Genomic DNA, 18,799 nt, shown 5'->3' with positions numbered 1-18,799 from the left:
ACATTTTGCCTCAGGGCGGTTGACAGTCGGTGGCAGATGAAAATAAATGTCTATACAACCCATGACAAGTGGAAGGCACATGCAGCAGATTCATCCCGACGATGTGATATGGCGAAATGCCCGACTGGCAACCCTGGTTGCAGGCGAACCGGAACCGTATGGTCTGAAAGAGCAGCATGCTCTCGTGGTGCGTGGCCAAACGATTCTGGCCGTTATTCCTGAATCAGAGGTCCCCTCCGGGCATCGCCAGTGTGTCGATCTCAACGGGCGTCTGGTCACTCCCGGCCTGATCGACTGCCATACCCACCTGGTGTTCGGCGGCGACCGCGCGGCGGAATGGGAGCAGCGGCTTAACGGCGTATCGTATCAGACCATTAGCGCCCAGGGGGGCGGGATTAACGCCACGGTGACGGCCACCCGCAACAGTTCACCGGAAACCCTGCTGGCTCTGGCGCAGCAGCGTCTCCGGCGTTTGATGAACGAGGGGGTAACGACCGTTGAAATCAAATCGGGATACGGGCTCAATGCCGATACCGAAGAGAAAATGCTGCTGGTTACGCGCCAGCTCGGCCTGAACAACCTGGTGGACATCAGCCCGACGCTGCTGGCGGCGCACGCCGTCCCTGCTGAGTATCGGCAGGATCCGGACGCGTATATGACGCTGGTCTGTGAGGAGATCGTCCCCGCGCTTTGGCAAAAAGAACTGTTTGAAGCGGTGGACGTGTTTTGTGAAAACGTCGGCTTTACCCCGGCACAAACCGAACGCCTGTTCCGGGCCGCCGCCGCGCTCGGTATCCCGGTTAAAGGGCACGTAGAGCAGCTCTCCAGCCTGGGCGGCGCGGCGCTGGTCAGCCGCTACAGGGGGCTTTCCGCGGATCATATTGAGTATCTTGATGATGCGGGGATCCAGGCGATGGCGCACAGCGGCACGGTCGCCGTATTACTCCCGGGGGCGTTCTATTTTCTTCAGGAGCGTCAGCGTCCCCCGGTGGAGCAGCTCAGAAAACAGGGCGTGCCGATGGCCGTAGCCACCGATTACAATCCGGGCACCAGCCCGTTTGCCAGCCTGCATCTGGCGATGAATATGGCCTGCGTCCAGTTTGGCCTGACGCCGGAAGAAGCCTGGGCAGGCGTGACGCGCCATGCCGCGCAGGCGCTGGGGCGCGGCGCGACGCACGGGCAGTTGAGGGCGGGCTACGTGGCCGACTTTGTCGTCTGGGAGGCCAAACATCCGGTTGAGATGGTTTACGAGCCGGGGCGTAATCCCTTATATCATCGCGTATTTCGGGGGCAGATAGCATGAAGCTGTGGCATCCCGTTTCTCCGCAGGTCTGGCAGGGGCGTGACGACAGCGCCGAGTCCAGCACCGCAAAGCGCCTTTTCCAGACGATACGGCAGCGTGAACGCTTCTCCCCCGAGCCGTCAGGCATCGCCCTGATGGGCTTTGAGTGTGATGAAGGGGTAAAGCGTAACCAGGGCAGGCCCGGAGCCGCGCAGGCCCCAGACGTGCTGCGCGGCGCGCTGGCGAATATGGCAAGCCATCAGGGACACGCGCGGCTGGTGGATATGGGCTCTGTTTATGTTGAAGGCAACGCCCTGGAGGCGGCACAGCGGGCGCTGAGCGATGCGGTAACCGCGTGCCAGCAGTCCGGGATGCGAACCCTGGTTTTCGGCGGCGGACATGAAACCGCCTGGGCGCACGGGCGCGGCGTGCTTGATGCCTTCGCCACTGAACGCGTTGCGACGATCAACCTTGATGCGCACCTGGATTTACGCAAGGCTGAGCGGGCGACATCCGGCACGCCGTTCCGCCAGCTGGCGCACTATTGCGCGTCCCGGTCGCGCGAGTTTCACTACGCCTGCCTGGGCGTAAGCCGTGCGGCGAATACGCAGGCGCTGTGGGATGAAGCCGGGCGGCTAAACGTAACGCTGGTGGAAGATCTGCATTTTCGCCGCGATGCGTTATCCTCCCTGGACCGCGTGCTCGCGGGGGCAGACCGGGTTTATCTCACTATCGATCTCGATGTGCTGCCCGCCGCAGAAATGCCCGCCGTGTCGGCCCCTGCGGCGCTGGGGGTTCCGGCCCTGGATCTCTTGCCGGTGATTGAGCGTATCTGCCGAAGCGGTAAACTACAGGCGGCAGATCTCGTGGAATTTAACCCGCACTACGATCGGGACGGTCAGGGCGCGAAGCTAGCCGCCCGACTGGCCTGGCAAATTGCTCACTGGTGGGCATAACAACATTACAGGAGTCAGCATGTTTTCACGCTCACCGCAGCAACCGGCCAGCCCGCCCGCACCTTTTTATGAAAAGGTGAAAAAGGCGATCAGTGAAAAAATCGCCGCGGGCGTCTGGCGTCCGCACGACCGCATTCCGTCAGAAGCCGAGCTGGTGGCGCAGTTTGGCTTTAGCCGCATGACCATCAACCGTGCGCTGCGCGAACTTACCGATGAAGGGCTGCTGGTGCGTTTGCAGGGGGTCGGAACCTTTGTGGCCGAGCCAAAAGGGCAATCGGCGCTGTTTGAAATCCGCAGCATTGCCGATGAAATTACCTCCCGTCATCATCAGCACCATTGCGAAGTGCTGGTGCTTGAGGAGACGCAGGCCAGCGCCGGGCAGGCCGCTGAGCTGAACGTGAAGGAGGGCACGCGCATCTTCCATTCGGTGATGGTGCACTATGAGAACGACGTTCCGGTACAGATTGAAGATCGCTGCGTTAACGCCGGGCTGGTCCCGGACTATCTTAACCAGGACTACACGCAAACGACGCCGCATGCGTATCTCTCCCTCGTCGCCCCGCTGACGGAAGGGGAGCATATTGTGGAGGCGGTGCGCGCCACGCCGCAGGAATGCGAGCTGTTGCGCATTAAAGAGCACGATCCCTGCCTGCTGATCCGCCGCCGTACCTGGTCATCCTCGCAAATTGTGTCGCACGCGAAGCTGCTGTTCCCGGGGAATCGCTACCGGCTGCAGGGCCACTTTATGTCATAAGATCGATAAGCGTGATCGCTAACGCAATATAGCAAAATTGTATCTTTTCTGTTAAATTTGGCCTTGTGTGCACTTGTCTATACAAGTATATCTAAATGCATCACCTGTCCCTTACAAGGAACACACAATGTCGTCAGATAAATACCGCAAGCAGGATGTCCGCGCCGCGCGCGGCACCACCCTCACTGCAAAAAGCTGGCTCACCGAAGCACCGCTGCGCATGTTGATGAACAACCTCGATCCTGAGGTGGCAGAAAACCCCCACGAGCTGGTGGTTTACGGCGGCATTGGCCGCGCCGCGCGCAACTGGGCGTGCTATGACGCCATTGTTGAGTCTTTAACGAATCTGGAAAACGACGAAACCCTGCTGGTGCAGTCCGGCAAGCCGGTCGGCGTATTCAAAACCCACAAAAATGCGCCCCGCGTGCTGATTGCCAACTCCAACCTGGTGCCGCACTGGGCGACGTGGGAGCACTTCAACGAGCTGGACGCTAAAGGGCTGGCAATGTACGGCCAGATGACCGCCGGCAGCTGGATCTACATCGGCAGCCAGGGCATCGTGCAGGGCACCTACGAAACCTTCGTGGAGGCAGGCCGCCAGCACTATAGCGGCTCGCTGAAGGGCCGCTGGGTGCTCACCGCCGGTCTGGGCGGCATGGGCGGCGCGCAGCCGCTGGCCGCAACGCTGGCGGGAGCCTGCTCGCTGAACATCGAATGCCAGCAGAGCCGCATCGACTTCCGTCTGCGCACCCGCTACGTGGACGAGCAGGCCACCGACCTTGACGACGCCCTGGCGCGAATTAAGCGCTACACCGCCGAAGGCAAAGCGGTGTCGGTTGCCCTGTGCGGCAACGCGGCGGATATTCTGCCGGCGCTGGTGGCGCGCGGCGTGCGCCCGGATCTCGTTACCGACCAGACCAGCGCCCACGATCCGCTGCACGGCTATCTGCCTAAAGGCTGGAGCTGGGAAACGTACCAGCAAAAAGCGGATTCCGATCCGGAGGGCACGGTGCTGGCGGCCAAGCGTTCGATGGCGGAACACGTATCCGCGATGCTCGCCTTCAGCAGGATGGGCATTCCGGTCTTTGATTACGGCAACAACATCCGCCAGATGGCAAAAGAGATGGGCGTCAGCAATGCCTTTGACTTCCCCGGCTTCGTGCCTGCCTATATTCGTCCGCTGTTCTGCCGCGGCATAGGGCCGTTCCGCTGGGTTGCCCTGTCCGGCGATCCGGAGGATATCTACAAAACCGACGCCAAAGTGAAGGAGATCGTCGCCGACGACGAGCATCTGCACCGCTGGCTGGACATGGCCCGCGAACGCATCAGCTTCCAGGGCTTACCGGCGCGCATCTGCTGGGTAGGGCTGGAGTGGCGGCAAAAGCTCGGCCTGGCCTTTAACGAAATGGTGCGCAGCGGCGAAGTCTCCGCGCCGATCGTGATTGGTCGCGACCACCTGGACTCCGGCTCCGTCGCCAGCCCGAACCGTGAAACCGAAGCCATGCGCGACGGCTCCGATGCGGTCTCCGACTGGCCGCTGCTGAATGCCCTGCTCAACACCGCCAGCGGCGCAACCTGGGTGTCTCTCCACCACGGCGGCGGCGTCGGGATGGGCTTCTCCCAGCACTCCGGGATGGTCATCGTCTGTGACGGAACGGATGAAGCCGCCGCGCGCATTGCCCGCGTGCTGCACAACGACCCGGCGACGGGCGTCATGCGCCATGCGGATGCGGGTTACGAGATTGCCATTGACTGTGCCAGAGAGCAGGGGCTGAACCTGCCGATGATTACCGCCACACAAGGAAAGCCTGCATGAACGCCTTAACTGTTACTCCCGGCTCGCTGACGCTCAAACAGCTGCGTCGCGTCTGGCGGCAGCCGGTCACGCTCACGCTTGATGAAAGCGCCCACCGTGCGATTAACGACAGCGTGGCGTGCGTCGAGGCCATCGTGGCTGAAGGGCGCACCGCTTACGGCATCAACACCGGTTTTGGCCTGCTGGCCCAGACCCGCATTGCCACGCACGATCTGGAGAATTTACAGCGTTCGCTGGTGCTTTCGCACGCGGCGGGCGTTGGCCAGCCGCTGGACGACGATATTGTCCGCCTGATGATGGTGTTGAAAATCAACAGCCTGGCGCGCGGTTTTTCCGGCATTCGTCTGAGCGTGATCCAGGCGCTGATGGCGCTGGTGAATGCAGAAGTTTATCCGTGGATCCCGGCAAAAGGCTCCGTCGGTGCATCGGGCGATCTGGCGCCGCTGGCGCATATGTCCCTGCTGCTGCTGGGCGAGGGCCAGGCCCGCTGGCAGGGGGAGTGGCTGCCTGCCAGAGAGGCGCTGAAGAAAGCCGGGCTGGCGCCAGTCACCCTCGCGGCAAAAGAGGGGCTGGCGCTGCTCAACGGCACTCAGGCATCGACGGCTTTCGCGCTGCGCGGCCTGTTTGAAGCGGAAGATCTGTTTGCGTCGGCGGTGGTCTGCGGCGCGCTGACCACCGAGGCGGTGCTCGGCTCGCGTCGGCCGTTCGACGCGCGTATTCACGAGGTGCGCGGCCAGCGCGGCCAGATTGATGCCGCCGCGATGTACCGGCATCTGCTCACCGACACCAGCGCCATTGCCGATTCACACCACAACTGTGAGAAGGTGCAGGATCCGTATTCCCTGCGCTGTCAGCCGCAGGTGATGGGTGCGTGCCTGACGCAGCTGCGTCAGGCGGCAGAGGTGCTGCTGGTGGAAGCCAATGCGGTGTCCGATAACCCGCTGGTGTTTGCGCAGGAAAACGAGGTGGTGTCCGGGGGCAACTTCCACGCCGAACCCGTGGCGATGGCGGCGGATAATATTGCGCTGGCGGTTGCCGAAGTGGGCGCGCTGTCCGAGCGCCGCATTGCGCTGATGATGGATAAGCATATGTCCCAGCTGCCGCCGTTCCTGGTGCGCAACGGCGGCGTAAACTCGGGCTTTATGATCGCCCAGGTAACCGCCGCGGCGCTGGCGAGCGAGAACAAAGCGCTGTCGCATCCGCACAGCGTGGACAGCCTGCCCACCTCCGCAAACCAGGAGGATCACGTCTCGATGGCCCCGGCTGCCGGGCGTCGCCTGTGGGAGATGGCCGCCAACACCCGCGGCGTGCTGGCGGTAGAGTGGCTGGCGGCGTGTCAGGGCATCGATCTGCGCGAAGGGCTGACGTCCAGCCCGCTGCTGGAGCAGGCGCGTCATGCGCTGCGCGAGCACGTTACGCACTACGATGACGACCGCTTCTTTGCCCCGGATATTGATAAGGCGATGCAGCTTCTGGAAGAAGGACGGCTGGTGGGGTTGCTGCCGCCGGTGCTGTGATTTTTTCCCCTCACCCTAACCCTCTCCCACAGGGAGAGGGAATTGTCAGGTTTTCTCCCTCTCCCCGTGGGAGAGGGCCGGGGTGAGGGCATCAGACCGCACGATTACGAATACATCGCCGTAATCGATGCACTTCCGAGCGAATGGAAATGCACGTTAAAGCCCACCATCGCGCCGCTTGCCCCTTCGTCGACCTCAATCTTATCCACGTCCAGCGCGTGCACCGTGAAGATATAGCGGTGGGTTTCCCCTTTTGGCGGCGCCGCGCCGCCGTAGCCCGCTTTGCCAAAATCAGTGCGCGTCTGTATTGCACCTTCAGGGAGGGCAACCAGGTCGGAGCCGGAACCCTGCGGCAGCTTTTCGCCGTCGCGTAAGTCTTTGCTGATGATTTTCATACGGTTTACCCTCGTGAGTCACTCGTTCACAAAGTGTAACCCATAGGGTTAAATCGTGAAATGCGCCGGAATAGTCACGGCTTTAACCACCGCCGACGTGAGCTTGCGTAACTGCTCCTGCGATATGCTGTACGGCGGCATCAGGTAGATCAGCTTACCGAACGGCCGCACCCACACGCCCTGGTCAACGAAGAAGCGCTGCAACGCGGCCATGTTAACCGGATGCGTCGTTTCGACCACGCCGATGGCGCCCAGCACGCGGACGTCCGCCACGTATGGCGCATCCGCCGCCGCGCTCAGCGCCTGTTTCAGCTGCGCCTCAATCGCCGCCACCTGCGCCTGCCATTCGCCGCTCTCCAGAATGGCGAGGCTTTCGCTTGCCACCGCGCAGGCCAGCGGGTTGCCCATAAACGTTGGGCCGTGCATAAAACAGCCCGCTTCGCCGTCGCTGATGGTGTCGGCAACGTGGCGTGTGGTAAGCGTGGCGGAGAGCGTCATGGTGCCGCCGGTCAACGCTTTGCCCAGGCACAGAATATCCGGCGCAATCCCCGCATGCTCGCAGGCGAAAAGCTTCCCGGTGCGGCCAAAGCCGGTGGCGATCTCATCGGCTATCAGCAGAATGCCCTCGCGGTTGCACATTTTTCGAATGCGCTTCAGCCACTCGGGGTGGTACATCCGCATTCCGCCCGCGCCCTGCACAATCGGTTCGAGAATCACGGCAGCAATCTCATGGCGATGGGCCGCCATCAGCCGCGCAAAGCCCACCATGTCCATCTCGTCCCATTCGCCGTCGAAGCGGCTCTGCGGAGCCGGAGCAAACAGGTTTTCCGGCAGATAGCCTTTCCACAGGCTGTGCATGGAGTTGTCCGGATCGCACACCGACATCGCGCCAAAGGTGTCGCCGTGATAGCCGTTGCGGAAGGTGAGGAACCGCTGGCGCGTTTCGCCTTTCGCATGCCAGTACTGCAACGCCATTTTCATTGCCACCTCCACGGCCACCGAGCCGGAGTCGGCAAGAAACACGCACTCCAGCGCGTCGGGGGTCATTGCTACCAGACGGCGGCACAGATCGACCGCAGGCTGATGGGCGATCCCGCCAAACATCACGTGTGACATCCGGTCAATCTGGGACTTCATCGCCGCGTTCAGCCGCGGATGGTTATAGCCATGGATCGCTGCCCACCAGGAGGACATTCCGTCCACAAGCCGCTCGCCGCTGGCGAGATGCAGCTCGCATCCGTGGGCGGAGGCCACCGGATAGACGGGAAGGGGACGGGTCGTTGAGGTGTAAGGGTGCCAGATATGCTGTCTGTCGAAGGCGAGATCGTCCTGGGTCATAATCGACTTGTAAACCATTTTGAAAAGTTTTAGGTTTACAAGTATAAACCGAACCGACAATTAACAAAACCCTTTGGAGAAGCCCGATGGCTCACCACGCACGCTGGACGATGTCGCAAGTCACTGAATTATTCAATAAACCTTTCCTGGAGCTGATGTTTGAAGCGCAGCAGGTGCACCGTCAGCACTTCGATCCTCGCCATGTTCAGGTCAGCACGCTGCTGTCGATCAAAACCGGTGCCTGCCCGGAAGACTGTAAATATTGCCCGCAAAGCGCGCGCTATAAAACCGGACTTGAATCCGAGCGCCTGATGGAGGTGGAGCAGGTGCTCGACTCCGCGCGTAAGGCAAAAAACGCCGGCTCGACCCGTTTCTGCATGGGGGCGGCGTGGAAAAACCCCAGCGATCGCGACATGCCGTATCTGGAGCAGATGGTAAAGGGCGTGAAGGAGATGGGGCTCGAAGCCTGCATGACGCTCGGCACGCTGAACGACGAGCAGGCGCAGCGTCTGTCGGCGGCGGGGCTGGATTATTACAACCACAACCTCGACACCTCGCCGGAGTTCTACGGCAACATCATCACCACGCGCACCTATCAGGAGCGTCTGGACACGCTGGATAAGGTGCGTGACGCGGGGATCAAGGTCTGTTCCGGCGGTATCGTGGGCCTGGGCGAGACGGTGAAGGATCGTGCCGGCCTGCTGTTACAGCTGGCGAACCTGCCGACCCCGCCGGAAAGCGTGCCAATCAACATGCTGGTGAAGGTGAAAGGCACGCCGCTGGCGGATAACGACGACGTGGATGCGTTTGATTTTATCCGCACCATCGCGGTGGCGCGCATCATGATGCCGACCTCTTACGTTCGCCTCTCTGCCGGTCGCGAGCAGATGAGCGAGCAAACCCAGGCGATGTGCTTTATGGCCGGGGCCAACTCCATTTTCTACGGCTGCAAGCTGCTGACCACGCCGAACCCGGAAGAGGACAAAGACGTTCAGCTGTTCCGCAAGCTGGGGCTGAACCCGCACCAGACCGGGGTGCAGGCGGGGGATATCGAGCAACAGCAGCAGCTGGAGCAGCAGATTTTCAACGCCGACACCGATCGGTTCTACAACGCGGCAGCCGTATGACCTGGCAGGCGCGCATCAGTACCGCGCTCGACGAGCGTCGGGCGGCGGATGCGTTTCGGGTACGCGGGGTGGTGGAACACGGCGCAGGCCGATTTCTCACCCGGGAAGGCCAGCGGTTCTGCAATTTCTCCAGCAACGACTATCTTGGCCTGAGCCAGCACCCGCAGGTCGTTCGCGCCTGGCAGCAGGGCGCGGAACGATACGGCGTGGGCAGCGGCGGCTCCGGGCACGTCAGCGGCTACACCGCCGCGCATCAGGCGCTGGAGGAGGCGCTGGCCGACTGGCTGGGCTATCCGCGCGCGCTGCTGTTTATCTCCGGTTTTGCCGCCAATCAGGCGGTAATTGCCGCCCTGATGGGCAAAGAGGACCGCATTGTCGCAGACCGCCTGAGCCACGCCTCGCTGCTCGAAGCGGCACATCTCAGCCCGGCGCAGCTGCGGCGTTTTGCCCATAACGATGTCGCTCAGCTGAACGCCCTGCTGGAAAAAAACGGTACAGGTCTCCAGCTGGCGGTGACGGAAGGGATATTCAGCATGGATGGCGACAGCGCGCCGCTCGCCGCCCTGCACGAGGCCGCAAAACGGCATCATGCCTGGCTGATGGTTGACGATGCCCACGGCACTGGCGTCGTTGGCGAAGAGGGGCGCGGAAGCGCGTACCGGCAGCGCGTCAGGCCAGAGCTGCTGGTGGTTACCTTCGGAAAAGGGTTTGGCGTTAGCGGCGCCGCGGTGCTGTGCAGCGAGCCGGTGGCCGATTACCTGGTCCAGTTCGCCCGGCATCTGATCTACAGCACCAGCATGCCCCCGGCGCAGGCCGTGGCGCTTTGCGCGTCACTGTCCGTGATCCGCGGCGAAGAGGGGGCTGAACGCCGTGCGCGCCTGGCTGAACATATTCAGCGTTTTCGCTGGGGCATTAGCGAGCTCCCGTTCCGCCTGACCGATTCACAAAGCGCCATACAGCCTCTGATCGTGGGCGAAAACCACCGGGCGCTGGCGCTGGCACAGGCGCTGCGGGAAAGCGGAATGTGGGTGACGGCTATCCGTCCGCCTACCGTTCCGCCGGGCACCGCGCGTTTGCGTCTGACGCTCACGGCAGCGCACGAAACCGGGGATATCGACGCCCTTCTGGAGGCCCTGCATGTCTCCCGTCAATAAGCAGGCCGTTGCCGCGGCGTTTGGCCGGGCTGCGCAAAGCTATTCACAGCACGATGAGCTGCAGCGCCTGAGCGCGCGCGGGCTGCTCTCCGCGCTCGGCGACAAACGGTTTGCGCAGGTGCTGGACGCGGGCTGCGGGCCGGGAAGCAACAGCCGCTACTGGCGCGAGAACGGCAGCCACGTTACGGCGCTGGATCTGTCCTCGCGAATGCTGGAAGAAGCCCGTCAGCAGCAGTCGGCGGACCATTATCTGGTAGCCGATATCGAGTCCATTCCGCTGGCGGACGCCCGGTTCGACCTGGTCTGGAGCCATCTGGCGGTGCAGTGGTGCACCAGCCTGCCTCAGGCGCTGCGCGAGCTGTACCGCGTGGCGCGGCCCGGCGGGACGGTGGCGTTTACCACCCTGCTGGAAAGTTCGCTGCCGGAGCTGAATCAGGCGTGGAGGGCGGTGGATGCGCAACCGCACGCCAACCGGTTTCTCTCCCACGGGCAGGTCATCCAGGCGCTGGACGGCTGGCGCTATCGCGGCGTGGCCCAGACCGTCACCCTCGAATTTAGCGATGCGCTAAGCGCCATGCGCTCTCTGAAGGGCATTGGCGCCACGCACCTGCACGCCGGGCGGGAGAAGAAGCCGCTCACCCGCGGTCAGCTACAGCGTCTGGAGCTGGCCTGGCCGCAGGCGCGGGGCCAGTTCCCGCTCTCCTATCATCTTTTTCATGGGATTATTGAACGTGACTGAACGTTATTTTGTTACCGGCACGGACACCGAAGTCGGTAAAACGGTTGCCAGCGCCGCGCTGCTGCAGGCGGCGAAACGGCTGGGGAAAAAGGCCGCCGGATATAAGCCCGTGGCCTCCGGCAGCGAGATGACCCCTGAGGGGTTACGCAATACCGACGCGCTGGCGCTACAGCGTAACGGCAGCCTCAGCCTGGCCTATTCTGCGGTAAATCCCTACACCTTCGCCGAGCCAACCTCGCCGCACATCGTGAGTGCTGATGAAGGCCGTCCGATTGAGTTCGCCGTGCTCTCATCCGGCCTGCGCGCGCTTGAAAGTCAGGCCGACTGGGTGCTGGTGGAAGGGGCCGGCGGCTGGTTTACCCCGCTTTCGGAACAGCAGACGTTTGCCGACTGGGTGCAGGCCGAACGGCTCCCGGTGATTCTGGTGGTCGGCGTGAAGCTTGGGTGTATTAACCACGCCGTACTGACCGCTCAGGCCGTACGGCAGGCCGGGCTGCAGCTGGCAGGCTGGATAGCCAATGACGTGGTTGCGCCGGGTAAGCGCCATGCTGAGTATCTGGCGACGCTGAAGCGGATGCTGCCAGCGCCGTTCCTGGGGGAGATCCCGTGGCTTGCCGACGGTGCAGAGCAGGCGGAAACCGGGCAGTATCTCAATCTCAGCGCCTTACGTCCCGCGCCATCCAGTGTGCAATAAGCTCGTCATTCAGCTCGTTAACGTGGCCCTGCGCCACGTTACGCCCGCGATAGAGCATGCAGAAACGGTCCGCCACCCGGCGGATAAACGACAGCTGCTGCTCCGCTAACAGCACCGTCATTCCCAGCTCCCGATTCAGCCGCACCAGCAGCTGTCCCAGCCTGTGGGCGAAACTCTGCCCGGCGCCATGCATGGGCTCATCCAGGATCAGCACCCGCGGGCGGTTAACCAGCGCGCTGGCCAGGGCCAGCCGATACTGGTCGTCAGGCGAAAGCGTAGCGGCGCGGACCTGGCGCAGCGGATACAGCTCCGGGAAGAGATCATACGCCTCGCTTTTTGCGGCAGGATCGGGTTTCCCCGTCGCCCGCATAGCGATATGCAGGTTTTCATCAATGGTCAGCTGGGAAAATATCCGCCGATCCTGCGGGACGTAGCCTATCGTTGGCGGCGCAGGGGGTTCTGCCGACGGGCTGAGCAAATTACGCGGCGGCGCACCGGCTTCATGCCAGATGATGGTGCCGCTCTCGACGGGCACTTTTCCGGTAATGCAGTTCATGAGCGTGGATTTGCCCATGCCGGGCAGGCCAACGATGCCTGTACAGATCCCTTGCGGAAAGTCGACATTCACGTTCCATAGCGTATGTTGGCTTCCGTAAAACTGATTTACAGCACGCAGACTCAACATCTTTCTCTCCTTAAAAATGTATGGGTGTAAGGCTCAGGTTGATGTCTGCAAAACGCCTGCCAGAAGCTGAATAATGATTAAAAAAAGGCCGTTTTTAGGAATAACACACTGCTTAAAAGTAAAACGGCTGCTTCAAATGCACGCTCCCGGTGCCGAACATGTTGAATTGTGGTGCAGGGGAAAATGACGGAAATGTGATTAAGATCTCACCGACTGCTTATGAAAAATTGAGCGCTTTCCAGGCAAAAAAGAGTGATAAAAATTTTTTACCGCCGCTTCGTGGGAAAAACCGGGAATTTGCTGAAGTACGCGCCATACGGGCTGGAGGCAGTTATCCACTATTCCTGTGGATAACCTTGTGCATTAGAGTTAGAAAACACGCGATAAGCGAGAGAATACGCGGGTTACGCCCAAATTGATGCGAAACGCGGCTTGATGAAATAATCGTTGTTTATTAATGAATTAGATAAATGCAATTCCCGGCACCGCACCACGACGGGTTGCCACAAAACTTTCATATCGTCCCTTGACAAATGTTAAAAAAGTAATAGTTCTGGGGATAACCCCCAAAGCGTGGTGTTTTATTTTGTCTGATATAAAATTTTGGTCGGGATCGCGCTAAACCTCTCCCCGCTACGCTAAATATCCTGACACGCTACTGGTTTTTCATCCAGTGTTTTTTACTGGCAATCCTGGCCACAACGAGTAAAATTACTCACCTGCCGCTTATTACGTCATCAGGTCGTTGCCCATGAGTAAACCGTTCAAATTGAATTCTGCTTTCCGTCCATCTGGGGACCAGCCCGAGGCTATTCGTCGCCTGGAAGAGGGGCTGGAAGACGGGCTGGCGCACCAGACCCTGCTTGGGGTAACCGGTTCGGGTAAAACGTTTACCATTGCCAACGTCATTGCCGATCTACAGCGGCCAACCATGGTCCTGGCGCCCAACAAAACGCTGGCGGCGCAGCTGTACGGTGAGATGAAAGAGTTCTTCCCGGAAAACGCCGTAGAGTATTTCGTCTCCTACTACGACTATTACCAGCCGGAAGCCTACGTTCCCAGCTCCGACACGTTTATCGAAAAAGATGCCTCGGTGAATGAACACATTGAGCAGATGCGTCTGTCGGCGACCAAAGCGCTGCTGGAGCGTCGCGACGTGGTGGTGGTGGCCTCGGTTTCGGCGATCTACGGCCTGGGCGATCCGGATCTCTATCTCAAGATGATGCTGCACCTGACGCAGGGGATGATCATCGATCAGCGCGCGATTTTGCGCCGTCTGGCGGAGCTGCAGTACACCCGTAACGATCAGGCGTTTCAGCGCGGGACCTTCCGCGTGCGCGGTGAGGTAATCGACATCTTCCCGGCGGAATCGGACGACATGGCGCTGCGCGTTGAGCTGTTCGACGAAGAGGTGGAACGGCTGTCGCTGTTCGATCCGCTGACCGGCCACGTCGAGTCCGTTATCCAGCGCTTCACCATCTACCCGAAAACGCACTACGTCACGCCACGCGAGCGTATCGTGCAGGCGATGGAAGAGATCAAGGTTGAGCTGGCGGACCGCCGCAAGGTGCTGCTGGCGAACAACAAGCTGCTGGAAGAGCAGCGCCTGAGCCAGCGTACCCAGTTCGATCTGGAGATGATGAACGAGCTGGGATACTGCTCCGGCATTGAAAACTACTCGCGCTATCTTTCCGGGCGCGGGCCGGGCGAAGCGCCGCCCACGCTGTTTGACTACCTTCCGGCGGACGGCCTGCTGGTGATCGACGAATCACACGTCACCATCCCCCAGATCGGCGGGATGTACCGCGGTGACCGCGCGCGTAAAGAGACGCTGGTGGAGTACGGGTTCCGTCTGCCGTCAGCGCTGGATAACCGTCCGATGAAGTTTGAAGAGTTTGAGGCGCTTGCCCCGCAGACTATCTACGTATCGGCAACGCCGGGCAACTACGAGCTGGAAAAATCCGGTGATGACGTGGTGGACCAGGTGGTGCGCCCGACCGGGCTGCTGGATCCGATTATCGAAGTACGCCCGGTGGCAACACAGGTGGACGACCTGCTCTCGGAAATTCGCGCCCGTTCCGCCATCAACGAGCGCGTGCTGGTTACCACGCTCACCAAGCGTATGGCGGAAGATCTGACGGAGTATCTTGAAGAGCACGGCGAGAAGGTGCGTTATCTGCACTCGGACATCGATACCGTGGAGCGCATGGAGATTATCCGCGATCTGCGTCTGGGCGAGTTCGACGTGCTGGTGGGGATCAACCTTCTGCGAGAAGGTCTGGACATGCCGGAAGTTTCGCTGGTGGCCATTCTGGACGCCGACAAAGAGGGCTTCCTGCGCTCCGAGCGTTCGCTGATCCAGACCATTGGCCGCGCCGCGCGTAACGTCAACGGGAAGGCGATCCTGTACGGGGATAAAATTACCCCGTCGATGGCGAAAGCCATTGGCGAAACGGAACGTCGTCGCGAGAAGCAGCAGCGCTACAACGAAGAGCACGGCATTACACCGCAGGGGCTGAACAAGAAGGTGGTGGATATTCTGGCGCTGGGTCAGAACATTGCGAAGACCAAAGCGAAAGGCCGCGGCAAGGCCCGTTCAGTGGTGGAAGAGGATACCGTCGCGCTGACGCCGAAAGCGCTGCAGCAGAAGATCCACGAGCTGGAAGGGCAGATGATGCAGCACGCCCAGAACCTGGAGTTCGAAGAGGCGGCGCAAATTCGCGACCAGCTGCATCAGCTTCGGGATCTCTTCATCGCCGCATCTTAGGTAAAGCAGCGTGTTTTCGCCCTCTCCCTGTGGGAGAGGGCAACAGGCCGCACAAAACGAGCCTACCCCAGCTCCTGAATCGCCTTCTCCAGCGCCTCGCGCAGCAGGTGGCGGTCGTGACGGTATTTTATGTCGCTCGCCTCCAGCGGCTCCTGCACCACTACGCGATCGCCAATTCCCGACACATCTACTTTCGGCCCGACCACGACACCGTCGATAATTTTTTTGCCGACGTACTGCTCCATCAGTTCAAGCTTGTCCGCCAGCGACAGGCTCGCCGCCGCCGGGCTCAGCTCGCGACCTAAATTACCGATATACACCATGGGCGCGGGCGTTCTGCGCAGCGCCTGCGCCAGCTCGTTTACCAGCAGGATTGGCATCAGGCTGGTATAAAAACTTCCCGGCCCAATCAGGATAAGATCGGCTTCGCCAATCGCTTCTACCGCTTCACGCGTCGCGTGTACGCTGGGGTAGGTCATCAACTCTTTTGGCGGCAGAATGAGCTGATCGATATTCACCTCGCCGTATACCTCGTGATCGTCGGCATCGATCGCCATCAAATCCACCGGCTGTTCCGACATCGGGATCAGAAACGCATCCACTTTGAGCAGGTTACGAATTAAGTTGATCGCCTCCAGAGGCCGCACGCTCAGGTGGTCCAGCGCCTTTAACATCAGATTTCCCAGGTTATGGCCTGAAAGTTCGCCATTCCCGCCAAAACGGTACTCAAACATCGCCGAGGCCACGCTTGGCTCCGTAATGAGCTGATTAAGACAGTTGCGCATGTCACCCCAGGCAATCCCGCCTTCGGCGCGTCGGATCCGCCCGGTAGAGCCGCCGTTGTCGGTGGTGGTCACGATGCCCGTCAGGCGTGAGCCAAGTGACGATAACGACGACATAACCCGACCCAGGCCATGGCCTCCTCCAAGTGCGACCACGCGGTCCAGATCCGCAAAAGTGCGATTGCGCATACCCATTCCTTATCCTGTTTTATCTTGCGTCACAGTAACGCAACTACCCCTAAAAGACGATGCTTCTCACAATCCATAATGACGTATATCAATGCGAAAGCGCTGTTTTTGCGTATTCTGTAGTGAAAATGCACGATAACACCGTTATGTATAAATTTATATAGCGAAAAGCGAGAATGGCGCAGTGGAGATTTCCACGCTACTATCGCCATAACCACGTTTTCAAAACTGAAAACATACACTCTAGCCCTGGCGCCTGTGTCGAGAGATATGGCGCCCTGGCCGTGGCGGATTTGCCACCAGGGTACAGAAAGAAATGACTGTGCCTCCCGTATCTGGAAAGGTGTACATGGCTTCACAACTTACTGATGCTTTCGCGCGTAAGTTTTTCTACTTACGTTTGTCGATTACCGATGTGTGTAACTTCCGTTGCACCTACTGTCTGCCCGACGGCTATAAGCCTGGCAGCGTCACCAATAACGGCTTTCTCACCGTGGATGAAGTGCGCCGCGTCACGCGTGCGTTCTCTGAACTCGGTACGGAAAAGGTCCGTCTGACCGGGGGAGAACCTTCCCTGCGTCGTGATTTCCCTGACATCATTGCCGCCGTGCGCGAAAACGAGCGTATCCGCCAGATTGCGGTGACCACCAACGGCTATCGCATGGCGCGCGACGTGGCGAACTGGCGCGAAGCGGGCCTGACGGCGATTAACGTCAGCGTCGATAGCCTTGACGCCCGTCAGTTCCACGCCATTACCGGCCAGGACAAGTTCCGTCAGGTGATGGACGGCATTGACGCGGCGTTTACGGCCGGCTTCGACAAGGTCAAAGTCAATACCGTTTTGATGCGTGATGTGAATCACCATCAGCTGGACACCTTCCTGGCGTGGATCAAACCGCGCCGCATTCAACTGCGTTTTATTGAGCTGATGGAAACCGGAGAGGGCAGCGAGCTGTTCCGCCGGCATCACATCTCCGGCATGGTGCTGCGCGATGAACTGCTGAAGCGCGGCTGGATCCACCAGATCCGCCAGCGTAGCGATGGTCCGGCGCAGGTCTTCTGTCACCCGGATTATGAAGGCGAAATCGGGCTTATCATGCCCTATGAGAAAGACTTCTGTGCCAGCTGCAACCGCCTGCGCGTCTCCTCCGTGGGTAAACTGCACCTCTGCCTGTTCGGAGATGGCGGCGTCGATCTGCGTGATTTGCTGGAAGACGATGCCCAGCAGGACGCGCTTGAAGCACGCATTTCCGAGGCGCTGACGCACAAAAAGCAGACCCATTTCCTGCATCAGGGCAATACCGGAATTACTCAGAACCTGTCTTATATCGGCGGGTAATCAGGCTTTAGAAGGAACCAGAAGATGAGTCAGGTAAGCGCAGAATTTATCCCGACACGCATTGCTATTCTTACCGTTTCCGATCGTCGCGGTGAAGAGGATGACACCTCCGGCCACTGGCTGCGCGAGGCGGCACACGAAGCCGGACACCAGGTTGTTGATAAAGCGATCGTCAAAGAGAACCGTTACGCCATTCGCGCGCAGGTCTCGCAGTGGATTGCGGGTGAGGACGTCCAGGTGGTGCTGATTACCGGCGGTACCGGCTTTACCGCAGGCGACCAGGCGCCAGAAGCGCTGCTCCCGCTGTTCGATCGCGAAGTGGAAGGCTTCGGTGAAGTGTTCCGCATGCTCTCCTTTGAAGAGATTGGCACCTCCACGCTTCAGTCGCGCGCCGTAGCGGGCGTGGCGAACAACACGCTGATCTTCGCCATGCCGGGTTCGACTAAGGCCTGCCGCACCGCGTGGGAGAATATTATTGCCCCGCAGCTGGATGCCCGTACCCGTCCGTGTAATTTTCATCCCCATTTAAAGAAATAAGCTATGTCACAACTGACCCACATTAACGCCGCCGGTGAAGCGCATATGGTGGATGTCTCCGCCAAGGCTGAAACGGTGCGCGAGGCGTGCGCTGAAGCGTTCGTCACTATGCTGCCACAGACGCTGGCGATGATTATTGACGGCAGCCATCACAAGGGCGACGTGTTTGCCACCGCCCGCATCGCCGGTATTCAGGCTGCAAAACGTACCTGGGACTTAATCCCGCTTTGCCATCCGCTGATGCTCAGCAAGGTGGAGGTGAACCTGCAGGCGCAGCCGGAGCATAACCGCGTGCGTATAGAATCCCTCTGCCGCTTAACCGGGAAGACCGGCGTGGAGATGGAGGCGCTGACGGCAGCGTCCGTGGCGGCGCTGACTATCTACGACATGTGCAAAGCGGTGCAGAAGGATATGGTGATTGGCCCGGTGCGTCTGCTGGCGAAAAGCGGCGGCAAATCCGGCGATTTTAAGGTGGACAGCCATGATTAAGGTGCTCTTTTTTGCCCAGGTCCGTGAGCTGGTGGATACCGACAGCCTGACGCTGGACGCTACTTTTGAAAACGTCGCCGCCCTGCGCGCGCATCTGGCTGCGCAAAGCGACCGCTGGGCGCTGGCGCTGGACGAGGGCAAGCTGCTGGCCGCCGTTAACCAGACGCTGGTGGAGTTCAGCCACCCGCTGGCCGAAGGGGATGAAGTGGCATTCTTCCCGCCGGTTACGGGGGGTTAAG

At 60.3% G+C, this 18,799-nt stretch carries 17 protein-coding genes, 1 pseudogene and 1 riboswitch; of the genes and pseudogenes, 14 read left to right on the top strand and 4 right to left on the bottom strand.

Going from position 1 to position 18,799, the window contains the following annotated elements; translation table 11 throughout:
* The first annotated feature begins 79 nt into the window (after nucleotides 1-79).
* The 5 genes from hutI to hutH all read left to right on the top strand — a co-directional run bounded on the left by hutI (nucleotide 80) and on the right by hutH (nucleotide 6,325).
* Nucleotides 80-1,303 (top strand): imidazolonepropionase, encoded by a 1,224-nt coding sequence (hutI, locus tag IM304_RS05190; protein ID WP_193356715.1) that lies wholly within the window; start codon nucleotides 80-82, stop codon nucleotides 1,301-1,303.
* Complete coding sequence (gene hutG, locus IM304_RS05185; protein ID WP_193356714.1) at nucleotides 1,300-2,238, top strand: formimidoylglutamase; 939 nt, start codon at nucleotides 1,300-1,302, stop codon at nucleotides 2,236-2,238. Before hutI ends, hutG begins: the two co-directional genes overlap by 4 nt.
* Before the next feature lie 19 nt (nucleotides 2,239-2,257).
* Nucleotides 2,258-2,992, top strand: a complete 735-nt coding sequence (locus IM304_RS05180) for a histidine utilization repressor (RefSeq protein WP_148420780.1) — start codon at nucleotides 2,258-2,260, stop codon at nucleotides 2,990-2,992.
* Between the two features lie 127 nt (nucleotides 2,993-3,119).
* A complete protein-coding gene (gene hutU / locus IM304_RS05175; protein ID WP_193356713.1) occupies nucleotides 3,120-4,808 on the top strand; it encodes a urocanate hydratase in 1,689 nt (562 codons plus the stop codon).
* Nucleotides 4,805-6,325, top strand: a complete 1,521-nt coding sequence (gene hutH, locus IM304_RS05170) for a histidine ammonia-lyase (protein ID WP_193356712.1) — start codon at nucleotides 4,805-4,807, stop codon at nucleotides 6,323-6,325. Before hutU ends, hutH begins: the two co-directional genes overlap by 4 nt.
* A gap of 104 nt (nucleotides 6,326-6,429) precedes the next feature.
* Here hutH and IM304_RS05165 read toward each other — a convergent pair.
* Both IM304_RS05165 and bioA read right to left on the bottom strand, forming a co-directional pair.
* A pseudogene (locus tag IM304_RS05165) lies at nucleotides 6,430-6,693 on the bottom strand (YbhB/YbcL family Raf kinase inhibitor-like protein); the annotation flags it as partial.
* A 75-nt stretch (nucleotides 6,694-6,768) separates the two neighbouring features.
* Entirely contained in the window at nucleotides 6,769-8,076 is a 1,308-nt protein-coding gene (bioA, locus tag IM304_RS05160) for an adenosylmethionine--8-amino-7-oxononanoate transaminase (protein WP_193356630.1), read from the bottom strand.
* Nucleotides 8,077-8,144: 68 nt separating this feature from the next.
* Here bioA and bioB point away from each other — a divergent pair, with 68 nt between their 5' ends.
* From bioB to bioD, 4 genes are read left to right on the top strand one after another with little or no spacing between them, the layout of a single operon-like run.
* Nucleotides 8,145-9,185: a biotin synthase BioB gene (gene bioB / locus IM304_RS05155; RefSeq protein WP_193356629.1), complete on the top strand. Its 1,041-nt coding sequence runs from the start codon at nucleotides 8,145-8,147 to the stop codon at nucleotides 9,183-9,185.
* On the top strand, nucleotides 9,182-10,339 hold the full coding sequence (bioF, locus tag IM304_RS05150) for an 8-amino-7-oxononanoate synthase (RefSeq protein ID WP_193356628.1): 1,158 nt from the start codon (nucleotides 9,182-9,184) through the stop codon (nucleotides 10,337-10,339). Before bioB ends, bioF begins: the two co-directional genes overlap by 4 nt.
* Nucleotides 10,323-11,078: a malonyl-ACP O-methyltransferase BioC gene (gene bioC / locus IM304_RS05145; protein WP_148420773.1), complete on the top strand. Its 756-nt coding sequence runs from the start codon at nucleotides 10,323-10,325 to the stop codon at nucleotides 11,076-11,078. Before bioF ends, bioC begins: the two co-directional genes overlap by 17 nt.
* Nucleotides 11,071-11,772 carry a dethiobiotin synthase gene (bioD, locus tag IM304_RS05140; RefSeq protein ID WP_193356627.1) on the top strand — a complete coding sequence of 234 codons (702 nt, stop codon included), beginning with the start codon at nucleotides 11,071-11,073 and terminating at the stop codon, nucleotides 11,770-11,772. Before bioC ends, bioD begins: the two co-directional genes overlap by 8 nt.
* Here bioD and IM304_RS05135 read toward each other — a convergent pair.
* Complete coding sequence (locus tag IM304_RS05135) at nucleotides 11,735-12,457, bottom strand: ABC transporter ATP-binding protein (protein WP_148420771.1); 723 nt, start codon at nucleotides 12,455-12,457, stop codon at nucleotides 11,735-11,737. The two genes, bioD and IM304_RS05135, sit on opposite strands and share 38 nt — an antisense overlap.
* A gap of 751 nt (nucleotides 12,458-13,208) precedes the next feature.
* On the opposite strand from IM304_RS05135, the gene uvrB reads away from it, so the two are divergent.
* A complete protein-coding gene (gene uvrB / locus IM304_RS05130; RefSeq protein WP_148420770.1) occupies nucleotides 13,209-15,224 on the top strand; it encodes an excinuclease ABC subunit UvrB in 2,016 nt (671 codons plus the stop codon).
* Between the two features lie 62 nt (nucleotides 15,225-15,286).
* Here uvrB and yvcK read toward each other — a convergent pair whose 3' ends face one another.
* A complete protein-coding gene (gene yvcK, locus IM304_RS05125; protein ID WP_148420769.1) occupies nucleotides 15,287-16,195 on the bottom strand; it encodes a uridine diphosphate-N-acetylglucosamine-binding protein YvcK in 909 nt (302 codons plus the stop codon).
* Nucleotides 16,196-16,422: 227 nt separating this feature from the next.
* Nucleotides 16,423-16,557, top strand: a riboswitch (molybdenum cofactor riboswitch).
* On the opposite strand from yvcK, the gene moaA reads away from it, so the two are divergent.
* The 4 genes from moaA to moaD all read left to right on the top strand — a co-directional run bounded on the left by moaA (nucleotide 16,545) and on the right by moaD (nucleotide 18,798).
* On the top strand, nucleotides 16,545-17,534 hold the full coding sequence (gene moaA / locus IM304_RS05120; RefSeq protein ID WP_193356626.1) for a GTP 3',8-cyclase MoaA: 990 nt from the start codon (nucleotides 16,545-16,547) through the stop codon (nucleotides 17,532-17,534). It overlaps the preceding riboswitch by 13 nt.
* Before the next feature lie 24 nt (nucleotides 17,535-17,558).
* Complete coding sequence (moaB, locus tag IM304_RS05115) at nucleotides 17,559-18,071, top strand: molybdenum cofactor biosynthesis protein B (protein ID WP_148420767.1); 513 nt, start codon at nucleotides 17,559-17,561, stop codon at nucleotides 18,069-18,071.
* Between the two features lie 3 nt (nucleotides 18,072-18,074).
* On the top strand, nucleotides 18,075-18,560 hold the full coding sequence (moaC, locus tag IM304_RS05110; protein WP_193356625.1) for a cyclic pyranopterin monophosphate synthase MoaC: 486 nt from the start codon (nucleotides 18,075-18,077) through the stop codon (nucleotides 18,558-18,560).
* Entirely contained in the window at nucleotides 18,553-18,798 is a 246-nt protein-coding gene (gene moaD, locus IM304_RS05105; protein WP_148420765.1) for a molybdopterin synthase sulfur carrier subunit, read from the top strand. Before moaC ends, moaD begins: the two co-directional genes overlap by 8 nt.
* Nucleotide 18,799 lies beyond the last annotated feature (1 nt).

Origin of the sequence: Enterobacter cloacae complex sp. P40C2 (assembly GCF_014930695.1) — a bacterium.
In the GTDB taxonomy this organism is placed as follows: domain Bacteria; phylum Pseudomonadota; class Gammaproteobacteria; order Enterobacterales; family Enterobacteriaceae; genus Enterobacter; species Enterobacter pasteurii.
This window is presented reverse-complemented; position numbering and strand designations above follow the sequence as displayed.

Coding starts and splice junctions, on each gene's coding strand:
- moaB (WP_148420767.1), top strand. CDS start 17,559: ATGAGTCAGGTAAGCGCAGAATTTATCCCGACACGCATTGCTATTCTT.
- moaD (WP_148420765.1), top strand. CDS start 18,553: ATGATTAAGGTGCTCTTTTTTGCCCAGGTCCGTGAGCTGGTGGATACC.
- hutU (WP_193356713.1), top strand. CDS start 3,120: ATGTCGTCAGATAAATACCGCAAGCAGGATGTCCGCGCCGCGCGCGGC.
- yvcK (WP_148420769.1), bottom strand. CDS start 16,195: ATGCGCAATCGCACTTTTGCGGATCTGGACCGCGTGGTCGCACTTGGA.
- hutI (WP_193356715.1), top strand. CDS start 80: ATGCAGCAGATTCATCCCGACGATGTGATATGGCGAAATGCCCGACTG.
- hutH (WP_193356712.1), top strand. CDS start 4,805: ATGAACGCCTTAACTGTTACTCCCGGCTCGCTGACGCTCAAACAGCTG.
- IM304_RS05180 (WP_148420780.1), top strand. CDS start 2,258: ATGTTTTCACGCTCACCGCAGCAACCGGCCAGCCCGCCCGCACCTTTT.
- hutG (WP_193356714.1), top strand. CDS start 1,300: ATGAAGCTGTGGCATCCCGTTTCTCCGCAGGTCTGGCAGGGGCGTGAC.
- bioF (WP_193356628.1), top strand. CDS start 9,182: ATGACCTGGCAGGCGCGCATCAGTACCGCGCTCGACGAGCGTCGGGCG.
- bioB (WP_193356629.1), top strand. CDS start 8,145: ATGGCTCACCACGCACGCTGGACGATGTCGCAAGTCACTGAATTATTC.
- moaC (WP_193356625.1), top strand. CDS start 18,075: ATGTCACAACTGACCCACATTAACGCCGCCGGTGAAGCGCATATGGTG.
- uvrB (WP_148420770.1), top strand. CDS start 13,209: ATGAGTAAACCGTTCAAATTGAATTCTGCTTTCCGTCCATCTGGGGAC.
- moaA (WP_193356626.1), top strand. CDS start 16,545: ATGGCTTCACAACTTACTGATGCTTTCGCGCGTAAGTTTTTCTACTTA.
- bioA (WP_193356630.1), bottom strand. CDS start 8,076: ATGGTTTACAAGTCGATTATGACCCAGGACGATCTCGCCTTCGACAGA.
- IM304_RS05135 (WP_148420771.1), bottom strand. CDS start 12,457: ATGTTGAGTCTGCGTGCTGTAAATCAGTTTTACGGAAGCCAACATACG.
- bioC (WP_148420773.1), top strand. CDS start 10,323: ATGTCTCCCGTCAATAAGCAGGCCGTTGCCGCGGCGTTTGGCCGGGCT.